This is a genomic window from Croceibacter sp., assembly GCF_002716225.1.
GTDB lineage: Bacteria > Bacteroidota > Bacteroidia > Flavobacteriales > Flavobacteriaceae > Croceibacter > Croceibacter atlanticus.
Genome location: NZ_PAZX01000005.1, coordinates 66,247 through 78,176, shown reverse-complemented (window position 1 = coordinate 78,176; position 11,930 = coordinate 66,247). Strand labels below are relative to the sequence as shown.

The window sequence follows — 11,930 nt, the reverse complement described above, 5'->3', positions numbered from 1 at the left end:
AAACTAAAGCATGTCCAACGTCATAGAGATTAGGAATATTATTAGAGATTTTCAATTAGGTCAAGAAACTGTTCACGTTTTAAAAGGCATAGACCTAGACATAACGAAAGGTGAATATGTAGCGTTCATGGGACCATCTGGTTCTGGAAAATCTACACTTATGAATCTTTTAGGCTGTTTAGACACTCCTACAGATGGTTCTTATACACTTAACGGAAAAGATGTAAGCCAAATGACAGATGATGAGCTTGCAGATATAAGAAATAAAGAAATTGGCTTTGTATTTCAAACCTTTAATCTCTTACCAAGAACCACTGCTTTAGACAATGTGGCATTGCCAATGGTTTATGCAGGCGCCACAAAATCTGAACGAAATGAACGCGCTAGTGAGGTTCTTACAGATGTAGGTTTAGCAGACCGTATGGACCATAAGCCTAACCAACTTTCTGGAGGGCAACGCCAACGTGTTGCTGTTGGTAGAGCGTTAGTTAACAAACCCTCTATTATACTTGCAGATGAGCCTACAGGAAACTTAGATTCTAAAACTTCTGTAGAAATCATGGCACTCTTTGATGATATACATAAAGCTGGAAACACAGTAATCTTAGTAACTCACGAAGAAGATATTGCAGAACATGCGCATCGTGTTATAAGACTTCGTGACGGTATTATTGAAAGTGACACAAGAAATAGATAATTTAAACAACATCATTTTAATTTATAGTTCTTAGGTTGTACTTTTAATCTATGTTAGATTTTTTTGAAAACTTATCGCCACTTACTCAACTCATCTTAGTATTTGTTTGTCTTGCATTTTTATTCCTAATCATATTAGCCAATAACAGAAAGAATAAAAACAAACTAAGCCAAACTAAAAACAGAACGTTTAGAGAACGATACAAAGAAAGAAGAAGCAAAAATCTTTAGAGATTTATACTAGGCTTAACAATTGGTTTTAGTCGCATTTACGTTCTTTGTAAAAACTCTATACCATATCATGCGCACTTCTCTACTCCTTTGTGTATTAGCTCTTATTATAACTTCATGTAATAACGAACCAATTTATACCGCTCAAGAAATAATAGATAAAACAATAAAAGTTTCTGGAGGTGAGCTTTATAAGAGTGCACAGATTACATTTAACTTTAGGGACAAAGTGTATAAAAGCACAAGACAATGCAACAAATTCATGCTAGAGCGTTTTGCTACAGACTCTACAGGGCAAATCACACATGACATGCTAGATAATGATGGTTTAATGCGTTTAAAAGATGGTAAACCAGATAAAGTTCACGATACTCTTATAGCAAAAATTAGTGACGGTATTAACTCAGTTCATTACTTCGCACACTTACCATATGGCTTAAATGATGCTTCAGTTAATAAAAAGTTGGTAGAAGAAACTAGTTTAAAAGATACAGAGTATTACAAAATTAAAGTTTGGTTTAATCAAGATGGTGGAGGTACAGACTACCAAGACGTTTATATGTATTGGATAAATAAAAAACGTTTTACTATAGACTATTTAGCGTATACCTATGAGGTTAATGGTGGTGGTATTAGATTTAGAGAAGCATATAATGCAAGGACTGTTAATGGTCTTAGATTTGTAGACTACAAAAATTACAAACCAAAAACTAAAGACTACTCTATTACTACTATAGATTCTTTATTTAAAAACAACCAATTACAACTTCTTTCTAAAATAGAGACTGAAGATGTTTCAGTTGAGCTGTTAGACAAAGATTGTTAAATTTATTTTAGTTGATCTACAGAAATACTTTGGTGTGAAGCGTGACTCTTAGTTTGTCCGTTTTCAAGTACAATAAATTGTGGTGACTCGTGAAACACCCGAAATTTAGCAGCAATTTCATTAGAGATAGATCTGTAGTTTAACAAGTCTAACATATAGATGCTTGCTTTCTCATCATCTAAATCATACTCACGCTCAAATCCTTTAAGAACCATTTTACTAATACCACAACGTGTAGAATGCTTAAAAATGCCTACAGGTTTCGATTTAGATTCCTCTAGTATTTCATCCAATTGAGAAACATCAGAAAGTAGTTTCCAAGGTACTTCCTTAATCTCTTCTTTTGCAATATCTCTTGAGCTTTTAAATTTATCGAAGAATCCCATAGTCGTATTTTTATGTAAAATTAATAAATGATTTCCTGCTCTCAACTTTTAGACCTGTAAATTCTTGTTAAACACTAGTGTTTCTATAGTAAACAAGTTCAAATCCTTACATTTGTAAGAGATAAAGAATAACCAATAAAATAGATATATTATTATGGGAAAAGGATTTTTTCATGTGCCGCCAGCGGTAAATGAACCAATTAAGAGTTATGCTCCTGGATCGCCAGAGCGTGAAGAGGTTTTAAACACCTACAAAGAGTTATACAACAGTACTATTGAAGTACCTTGTTATATAAACGGAAAAGAGGTTAAAACTGGAGATACTGCTACTATGCATCCGCCTCACGACCATAAACATACATTAGGTACCTATCACAAAGCAACAAGGGAAAACGTTGAAGAAGCTATTGAAGGTTCTTTAAAAGCTCGTCAAGAATGGGCAGATCTTCCTTGGGAACAACGTGCAGCTGTATTTTTAAGAGCAGCCGAGCTTATTGCAGGACCATATAGAGCAAAAATAAATGCCGCTACAATGCTTGCGCAGTCTAAAACAATATTTCAAGCAGAAATAGATTCAGCTTGTGAGTTGATTGACTTTCTACGATTTAACGTAGAATATATGACACAGATTTTTGACGATCAACCAGAATCTACATCTGAGGCTTGGAATCGTGTTGAGTACAGACCATTAGAAGGTTTTGTATATGCAATTACACCATTTAACTTTACTGCTATTGCCGGAAACCTTCCTGCAAGTGCAGCATTAATGGGTAATGTAGCTCTTTGGAAACCAAGTGATAGCCAAGTATACTCTGCACAAGTTGTGATGGAAGTATTTAAGGAGGCTGGCGTACCAGATGGTGTTATTAATATGGTAATGGGAGATCCTGTTATGATTTCTGATGTTGCAATAAGTCACCCAGATTTTACAGGCCTACACTTTACAGGAAGTACTAATGTTTTTCAAGATTTATGGAAAACAATTGGAAACAATATACATACTTATAAAACTTACCCAAGAATTGTGGGAGAAACTGGTGGAAAAGATTTCATCATGGCTCACAAATCTGCAGATGCTAAACAACTTGCAACAGCAATTGCAAGAGGTGCATTCGAATTTCAGGGTCAGAAATGTAGTGCTTGTTCAAGATGTTATATCCCTAAGAGTTTATGGGCAGATGTAAAAAAATATCTTGTTGAAGATGTAAAATCATTTAAAATGGGATCTCCGGAAGATATGGGGAACTTTGTAACTGCGGTTATACACGAAGGCTCTTTTGATAAACTAGCTAGTTATATAGATAAAGCTAAAGAAGATAAAGATGCAGAGATAATTGTTGGCGGAAACTACGACAAGAGTAAAGGTTGGTTTGTTGAACCTACAGTAATTGTAACAGACAACCCTAAGTATACAACAATGCAAACAGAATTATTTGGACCTGTTGTTACCATTTATGTATACGAAGATGAAGAGTTTGATGACACTTTAAAGTTAGTTGATGAAACATCTATCTACGCTTTAACAGGATCTATATTCTCTACAGATAGACATGCTGCAGCACACGCTACTAAAGCATTACAAAACTGCGCAGGTAATTTCTATATAAACGACAAGTGTACTGGTGCTGTAGTTGGGCAACAACCATTTGGTGGTGCTAGAGCAAGTGGTACTAATGATAAAGCTGGTAGTAAGCTTAACTTATTACGTTGGGTATCTCCAAGGTTAATTAAGGAAACTTTTGTTGCTCCTAAAGATTACAGATATCCTTTCTTAGGTGAAGATTAAAACCTAAGCTTCTTAAATACAAAAAGAGCCTTCAAAATTTGAAGGCTCTTTTTTTATGTTTCATATTCTAACTAAATAGAATAATAGAGATTTATTTTTTCTCTGCTGGCGGCGCATTAAGCTTTTGGCTTGCTTCCATTGAAATTGCAGAGCGGTCAAAAGTTATTTTACCTGCACCGGTTTCTATGACTACAGCACCTAGCTTATCACTAAAATCTAGAATCTTACCGTGCATACCACTTTTAGTAACAATACGGTCTCCTTTTTTTAATTCTTTAGCAAATGCCTTTTCTTTCTTTTGTCTTTTCATCTGTGGTGCAATCATAAAGAAATACACTACAGCGAACATTGCCAATATTGGCAAAAAACTTCCTAAATCTCCCATTTATAATTATTTAGCTTCTGGAGTACCAGCTGCTTTTTTCTTAGGCGTTACAAACGCTTTAATTTTAATTAATTCTTTACCTGCTTCTGTGTTAGCAGTAATGTTAACTGTCTTAACTTGCTGGTTAGGCTTTCCGTTAGAGTTAAACTTTACTAACATTTTACCTTCTGCACCTGGAGCAATAGGCTCTTTAGACCAAGTTGGTACAGTACAACCACAGCTACCTTTAGCGTTTGTTACTACTAATGGTGCTTTTCCTGTGTTAGTAAATGTAAACTCATGCTCTACCACATCACCTTCGTTTATAGTACCAAAGTCGTGCTCAGTTTTAGAAAATTCCATAACTGGAAAATCTCCTGCTTGTGCATCACGCTCTGCTGCTGCTGCAACGTTCTCTTCGTTTACTTTGTCTGCTGCATTTTCTTTACAAGATGTAAACACCATTGCTGCTGCTGCAAACATTACTAAAATTCCTTTTTTCATAATTAGGTATTCTTTTAATGATTAAATTAAGTTTGTTTAAGATGTAAAAATACTAAAAATATCAGACTACATTAAACCGCGTCCCATTTTATTCAATTTTCCATCTGCTTTAAACTCTTTACTTATTTTATCTAAAATTCCGTTTATAAATATGCTACTCTTTGGAGTACTATATTCTTTAGCAATTTCCAGATATTCATTTATTGTAACTTTTACTGGTATCGATGGAAATTTAACAAACTCGCATATTGCCATTTTCATAAGAACAGCATCTAACTCTGCTATACGTTCTTTATCCCAATTTGGTGTTTTTTTAGAAATTTCTGATGTGTATTCACCATCATTAAGAATGGTTTTCTGCATAAGCTCCACTGCAAAATCTCTATCTTCTGTATTTCTAAACAATCTTGGGATACCAAAGGCTACATCGTCTTTTTTAGCTTTTTCTATAAGCTTATAAATGGTTGTGTTTACAATTGGTAAATCATCTAACCAAGTAAGTTTATGATCTTCTAGGTAATCGTATAGCTTTTCATTAGGCGCTATGATTTCACTAAAAAACTCTGCAACAAAATTTCTATCTTCTTTAAAAGACTGCTTATCAGACTCAATATAGTTTTGATAAATCTGACTATTTCTTAGAGACTCCCAAATAATGGTTTTATACTCATCATCTCTTGACCAGTTGGTAAGTTTTCTGTCTGTAATAAGATTGTTAAAATACTCACTAGCATCTAATCGCTTTAAAAGTTCATTATTAATAAACTTTCTGTTTGGTGTTTTCTCTTCCTCTGTCGCCAAGTGCATTTTAGAGGTTTTTTCTAAATAGGATTCTGCGTGGTTTCGGGTTTCAATCATTAAGTTCAACATAAGAAGGAAGAGGTCGTACATATCCTCCATACTTTTCTTCAGGAACTTTTCTTCAGCATTTAAATTTTGATTTTCAGACTGCTCGTATGCATATAAGGATTGCATAACTTTTACCCGAATGTGACGTCTTGTAAGCATAATAATTCAAAAGAGCATTAATAAATAAAAGGGCGAAATCCTTAGTGAATTTCGCCCTGCAAAATTATGTATTTTTAGAAGATTTTACCCTTCGTTTTCCATTTTTCTAGTCGCAATTCTTTGTTGTGCTATTTGCAATGCAGCTGTATGGGTAGTTATCTTATTAACATCTGCAGAGTTAAGTATTTCTAATGTTGTATTAAAAATGTTTTCTGTCTTACGAATAATTTCTTTTTTATCGTACCCTTCTAGTTCTGCATACACGTTAATAATACCACCAGCATTAATTAAGAAATCTGGAGCATAGACAATACCGCGATCTTGTAATATCTTACCGTGCTTATTTTCATCTTCAAGTTGGTTGTTTGCTGCACCTGCAATTACCTTAGCTTTTATTTTATGAATAGTTTCATCATTAACAGTTGCTCCTAAAGCACAAGGTGCGTAAATATCTACGTCTTCACTATAAATATCTGAACCACCATAAATTGAAGCACCATAAGTATCTCTTACATACTCCAAGCGTTCTTGGTTAATGTCACTTATAATTACTTCTGCACCTTCATTGGTAATGTGCTCTACTAAAGATTCTCCAACATGACCAATACCTTGAACAAGCACGCGCTTACCTTCTAGGTTATCATCTCCAAATTTATACTTTGCAGCAGCTTTCATTCCCATGAATACTCCATATGCAGTTATAGGAGAAGGATTACCAGCTCCACCTTTACTTTCTGAAATTCCAGTTACATAAGGTGTTACTTCTCTTACTAAATCCATATCGGCTGTTTCCATACCAACATCTTCTGCAGTAATATACTTACCACTTAAAGAGTGAACGTACTCTCCAAAACTTTTCATAAGTTCTGGTGTTTTCTGAGTTTTAGCATCGCCAATGATAACCGCTTTACCTCCACCTAAATTAAGGCCTGTAATAGCACTCTTAAATGTCATACCACGAGATAGCCTTAGTACATCGTTTAGGGCATCCCATTCGCTTTCGTAATTCCACATTCTAGTTCCTCCTAATGCAGGACCAAGTACCGTACTATGTATCCCGATTATTGCTTTTAAACCCGTATCTTTGTCATTACAGAACACGATTTGTTCGTGATCGTCAAAAGAAAGTTGTCCAAATACTGGTGCGACTTTTTTTAGGTCGCTAGCAGAGATGATATCGTGAGTCATATATAGATATTAAATTATTGTATTTAAAAAAATAGCACGCAAAAATAATGAATATTTCAATGTATAGCTTTATTTGATGTGTTAATTTACAATATTCTCATTCTGAATTCGTTTCAAATCCTTTCATGAAAGAACTTCAACACCTTAACAAGTATTTTTACAAGTACAAATGGCAGCTTATTTTAGGCCTTATAATTACTTTGGTAGCTAAAGTCTTTGCTGTATTAGTCCCAAGATTTATCGGTAATATTTCTAATGTTATTGAACAGCGTATAAATGGTGGCTTTTCATCAGACTCAACCTATTATGATGCGCTCTTAATCAATATTCTTTTAGTTATTGGCGTAGCATTATTATCTGCTCTTTTCACATTTTTTATGAGACAAACAATCATTGTTGTGTCTAGGCATATAGAGTATGATTTGAAAAATGAAGTTTTTAGACAATACCAAAACCTATCCTTAAACTTTTATAAGAAAAACAGGACTGGAGACTTAATGAATAGAATAAGTGAAGACGTCTCTAAAGTAAGAATGTATGCAGGTCCTGCTTATATGTATAGCGTATCTACATTCGGGATGTTTTTAGTGGCTATTCCTTATATGATTTATCTCTCTCCTACGCTTACCTTATATACTATAATACCACTACCTGTCTTATCTTTTGCTATTTACAAATTAAGTAAAGCAATTCATAAGCGCAGTACTGTGGTGCAACAATACCTATCCAAACTAAACACTTTTACACAAGAAAGTTTTAGTGGTATTTCTGTGATTAAGTCTTATGGATTAGAGGCGCAAACCAATACAGGTTTTACAACTTTAGCAAATGACAGTAAAGAGAAGAATATAAACCTCGTAAAGGTACAAGCCTTCTTTTTTCCGCTTATGGTATTACTAATTGGTGTAAGTAACATATTAGTGATTTATATTGGTGGCCGTATGCTTATTAATGGTACTATAGAAAATTTTGGAATCTTAGTTCAGTTTCTTCTATATGTAAATATGCTAACATGGCCTGTGGCTGTAATTGGTTGGGTAACTAGTATGATACAACAAGCAGAAGCTTCACAAAAACGTATTAATGAGTTTTTAGTTGAAGAACCTGAAATTAAAAATCTTAATGAAGCACCTTCAACAATTACAGGTGCCATTGCGTTTAAAAATGTATCCTTTGTTTATGATGATACTGGGATTGAAGCATTAAAAAATATTTCCTTTAATGTTAGTCCAAATGAGACACTAGCAATAATTGGTAAAACCGGATCAGGAAAATCTACTCTACTTGAACTTATAGGAAGACTATATGATGTAACAAGCGGTGTTTTAACCATAGACGGAACAGATATAAGACAGCTTAACCTTAATAGTTTACGTAAATCTATAGGGTATGTACCACAAGATGCATTTCTATTTAGTGAATCTATTAAAGAGAATATAAAATTTGGTAAAGCCGAAGCTACAGATAAGGAAGTAATGCAAGCTGCTAAAAATGCGAGTGTACACAAAAATATTGTAGGCTTTAGTAATGGCTATGATACTGTTTTGGGTGAACGTGGTATTACTCTTTCTGGTGGCCAAAAGCAACGTGTCTCTATAGCAAGAGCTATTATACAGGATCCTAAAATTTTATTGTTTGATGACTGCCTTTCTGCGGTAGATACAGAAACCGAAGAAGCAATTTTATCTAACTTATACGATATATCTAAAGATAAGACTACAATTATAGTAAGCCACAGAGTATCTTCAGCAAAAAATGCAGACCAAATTATAGTCTTAGAAGACGGCAAAGTACAGCAACAAGGCTCTCACAGTGAGCTAATTAACAAAGATGGCTACTACAAGGAGCTTTATGAGAAACAACTAAGCGAAAAAGAAATCTAAGTTTTTTTTTGCACGTTAGCTTTTTTTTAAGATTTTTGAGACAAATAAAACAATCCATACTATACTATGAGCGATTTCGGAAAGAATGACCATGAAGACATTTATTCTAAAGTATTAAGAGCAGGAAGACGCACTTATTTTTTTGACGTAAGATCTACAAAAGCAGACGATTATTACTTGACTATTACAGAGAGTAAAAAATTCACAAATGACGATGGCTCATTTCACTACAAAAAACACAAAATTTACTTGTACAAAGAAGATTTTGATGGGTTCCGTGAGAACTTAGAAGATATGACAGACTATATTGTACGTGAAAAAGGTGAAGAAGTAATAAGCGAGCGTCACCAAAGTGATTTTAAAAAGGATTACGAAGAAGATACAGAGGTTGTTGAAACCACTTCAAATTCAGAGTCTACAGTAAAGAATTTTACAGACGTTAGCTTTGATGATATTGCTTAATTGCAAAAGGCTATAAAATATTAAAAAACCGCTTCTGCTACAGAGGCGGTTTTTTTTATCTTTAAAGTTCATAAACCTATTATATGCGCTCAATCCTACTATTAGTATTATTTACATCAATTACTCTACAAGCCCAAAAGGATCAACTTTCATTAGATTATTACTTACCTGAAGACGTTACATACAATACGGCAATACCTACACCAGAAGACGTTTTAGGCTATGTACCTGGCACTTGGCATGTAAGTCATGATAAGCTTGTGTCTTATATGAAGGTCTTGGCAAAAGCTTCAGATAGGATTCATATTGAGCAACAAGGTCTCACCTATGAAGACAGACCACTTCTTTTATTAACCATTACTTCACCAGAAAATCATAATCGTTTAGAAACTATAAGACAAGACCATTTAGCATTAACTGAAATAGCTTCGGAGCGCCTAAACACTAATGAATTGCCTGTAGTGGTGTATCAAGGATTTTCAATTCATGGTAATGAGCCAAGTGGTAGTAATGCAGCTTTAGTTGCCGCCTACTATTTAGCTGCAGCACAAGGCCCTAAGATTAATGAGCTTCTTAAACATACTGTTATACTTTTTGATCCTAGTTTAAATCCAGACGGTTTACAGCGTTTTGCGTATTGGGCAAATACCAATAAAAGCAAACATATAAATACAGACCCTCAAGATAGAGAATATGATGAAGTTTGGCCTGGCGGACGTACCAATCACTATTGGTTTGATATGAATAGAGATTGGTTACCCGTACAACTTCCAGAATCTAGAGCACGCATTGCTACATTTCATAAATGGCATCCTAATATACTTACAGACCATCACGAGATGGGAAGTAATTCATCATTTTTCTTTCAACCAGGTATCCCTAGCAGGACACATCCACTCACGCCAGCATTAAACCAAGAGCTCACTAAGAATATTGGTAATTATCATGCTAAAGCATTAGATAATATTGGTTCTTTATATTATACCGAAGAGGATTATGATGACTTTTATTATGGAAAAGGCTCTACATTTCCAGACATAAATGGTAGTATAGGTATATTGTTTGAACAAGCAAGTTCTAGAGGGCATGCACAAGAGACAGATAATGGTGTCCTAACGTTTCCTTTTACAATAAGAAACCAATTTACTGCAGCCTTATCTACTTTAGATGCTGCTGTTGGCATGAGAACTGAACTTTTAGATTACCAACGTGATTTTTACAAAACTGCTAGATCAAAATCTACTAAGGGTTCTTATGTTTTCGGGAATGAAAAAGATGCTGCATCTGCCTATCATTTGGCTGAAATATTAAAACGTCATAACATTGATGTTTATGAACTTAAAGAAAACTTTTCTGAGGATGGCAAAACCTTTAAAAAAGCACATAGTTATGTAGTCCCTAAAAATCAGCGACAACAACTCTTGCTTGAAGCTATGTTTGAAACGCGTACAACATTTCAAGACAGCTTGTTTTATGATATTTCTGCTTGGACATTTCCGTTAGCTTTTAATTTAGATTTTATTGAAGAAGCTTCAACCTCTCGTTTGGGGCGTAAAATAGATAGTTTAGAAATGCCAAAAGGTGTAGTTACAAAAAGTAACTATGGCTATCTTATGCAGTGGCATCATTACTATGCACCAAAAGCGCTTCAGCAACTATTAGATAAGGACCTAAGGGCAAAAGTTGCTATGAAACCATTTAGTCTAAATGGCAAAGACTATGATTATGGTTCCATTTTTATTCCAGTTCAAAATCAAGAATTAAATTCAACAGCACTCTTCACATTCCTTTCAGATGTTTCTAAGAAAAGTCACCTTACCATAACAGGTGTACCTACAGGATTAACTGAAGGAATAGATTTAGGCAGTAGACAATTTAAGCCGATTTCTAAAACTAAGGTTGCCTTACTTGTAGGTGAAGGCATTACTCCTTATGATGCTGGCGAGATTTGGCATTTGTTTGATACGCGCTACGCTATGAACATCACAAAATTAGATGTGAAAAATTTTAACCGCTATGATTTAAGTAACTATACCGATATTATTTTACCAAATTCTTGGGGTCGAGCATTAACTCCTAAAGATGCACAACACCTTAAAGATTGGGTTAAGGATGGTGGTACGTTAATAGGATTTAAAAATGCGGCTCGCTTCTTTAATTCTGAAAAATTTATGTCTCTTAAGTTTAAACGAGTAGAAGATACTGCAAGCAATATTTCATTTGAAGACCGTAACAATTACTTTGGAGCAAAAGGAATTGGCGGTGCTATCTTTGAAGCTAAACAAGACAGAAGTCATCCTATAAATTTTGGGTACAAGAACACTACAATTCCATTATTTAGAAACAGCACTATTTTTATTGAAGCCGATAAAGACAGCTACAACAATCCGTTACAATACACCAAATCGCCTTTATTAAGCGGTTATATTAATGATAAAAATTTAGATGCTTTAGCAGAAACTGTCCCATTTAAACACAATAGATTAGGTAGTGGTCACGTCATACTTTTTACAGACAACACCAATTTTAGAGCATTTTGGTACGGAACAAACAAACTATTGATGAACGCTATCTTTTTTGGTAACCATATGTAAAC

Annotated in this window: 11 protein-coding genes; 6 read left to right on the top strand and 5 right to left on the bottom strand. The window is 34.3% G+C overall.

Annotated elements, in window-relative coordinates:
- Positions 1–10 precede the first annotated feature (10 nt).
- Entirely contained in the window at positions 11–697 is a 687-nt protein-coding gene (locus tag CL818_RS02300; RefSeq protein ID WP_272974036.1) for an ABC transporter ATP-binding protein, read from the top strand.
- Positions 698–997: 300 nt separating this feature from the next.
- The gene (locus CL818_RS02295; RefSeq protein WP_272974037.1) at positions 998–1,753 is read left to right on the top strand and encodes a DUF6503 family protein; all 756 of its coding nucleotides are present in this window, start codon (positions 998–1,000) and stop codon (positions 1,751–1,753) included.
- Positions 1,754–1,755: 2 nt separating this feature from the next.
- On the opposite strand, the gene ytxJ is transcribed toward CL818_RS02295, so the two are convergent.
- On the bottom strand, positions 1,756–2,139 hold the full coding sequence (gene ytxJ, locus CL818_RS02290) for a bacillithiol system redox-active protein YtxJ (RefSeq protein ID WP_272974038.1): 384 nt from the start codon (positions 2,137–2,139) through the stop codon (positions 1,756–1,758).
- 154 nt (positions 2,140–2,293) lie between these two features.
- Between ytxJ and pruA the strand changes: the two genes are divergently transcribed.
- Positions 2,294–3,925: an L-glutamate gamma-semialdehyde dehydrogenase gene (gene pruA, locus CL818_RS02285; protein WP_272974039.1), complete on the top strand. Its 1,632-nt coding sequence runs from the start codon at positions 2,294–2,296 to the stop codon at positions 3,923–3,925.
- A 91-nt stretch (positions 3,926–4,016) separates the two neighbouring features.
- Here pruA and yajC read toward each other — a convergent pair whose 3' ends face one another.
- From yajC to CL818_RS02265, 4 genes are all read right to left on the bottom strand, one after another.
- Positions 4,017–4,310 (bottom strand): preprotein translocase subunit YajC, encoded by a 294-nt coding sequence (gene yajC, locus CL818_RS02280; RefSeq protein WP_013188322.1) that lies wholly within the window; start codon positions 4,308–4,310, stop codon positions 4,017–4,019.
- 6 nt (positions 4,311–4,316) lie between these two features.
- Positions 4,317–4,793 (bottom strand): DUF1573 domain-containing protein, encoded by a 477-nt coding sequence (locus CL818_RS02275; RefSeq protein ID WP_013188323.1) that lies wholly within the window; start codon positions 4,791–4,793, stop codon positions 4,317–4,319.
- A 66-nt stretch (positions 4,794–4,859) separates the two neighbouring features.
- A complete protein-coding gene (gene nusB, locus CL818_RS02270; protein WP_257895143.1) occupies positions 4,860–5,768 on the bottom strand; it encodes a transcription antitermination factor NusB in 909 nt (302 codons plus the stop codon).
- Between the two features lie 117 nt (positions 5,769–5,885).
- Positions 5,886–6,989, bottom strand: coding sequence for a Glu/Leu/Phe/Val family dehydrogenase (locus CL818_RS02265; RefSeq protein WP_219360039.1), 1,104 nt, complete (start codon positions 6,987–6,989; stop codon positions 5,886–5,888).
- Between the two features lie 125 nt (positions 6,990–7,114).
- Between CL818_RS02265 and CL818_RS02260 the strand changes: the two genes are divergently transcribed.
- The 3 genes from CL818_RS02260 to CL818_RS02250 all read left to right on the top strand — a co-directional run bounded on the left by CL818_RS02260 (position 7,115) and on the right by CL818_RS02250 (position 11,928).
- Positions 7,115–8,872 (top strand): ABC transporter ATP-binding protein, encoded by a 1,758-nt coding sequence (locus CL818_RS02260; RefSeq protein WP_272974041.1) that lies wholly within the window; start codon positions 7,115–7,117, stop codon positions 8,870–8,872.
- 66 nt (positions 8,873–8,938) lie between these two features.
- Positions 8,939–9,334, top strand: a complete 396-nt coding sequence (locus CL818_RS02255) for a PUR family DNA/RNA-binding protein (RefSeq protein WP_013188327.1) — start codon at positions 8,939–8,941, stop codon at positions 9,332–9,334.
- An 83-nt stretch (positions 9,335–9,417) separates the two neighbouring features.
- Positions 9,418–11,928, top strand: a complete 2,511-nt coding sequence (locus CL818_RS02250) for a M14 family zinc carboxypeptidase (protein ID WP_272974042.1) — start codon at positions 9,418–9,420, stop codon at positions 11,926–11,928.
- The last annotated feature ends 2 nt before the right edge of the window (positions 11,929–11,930 follow it).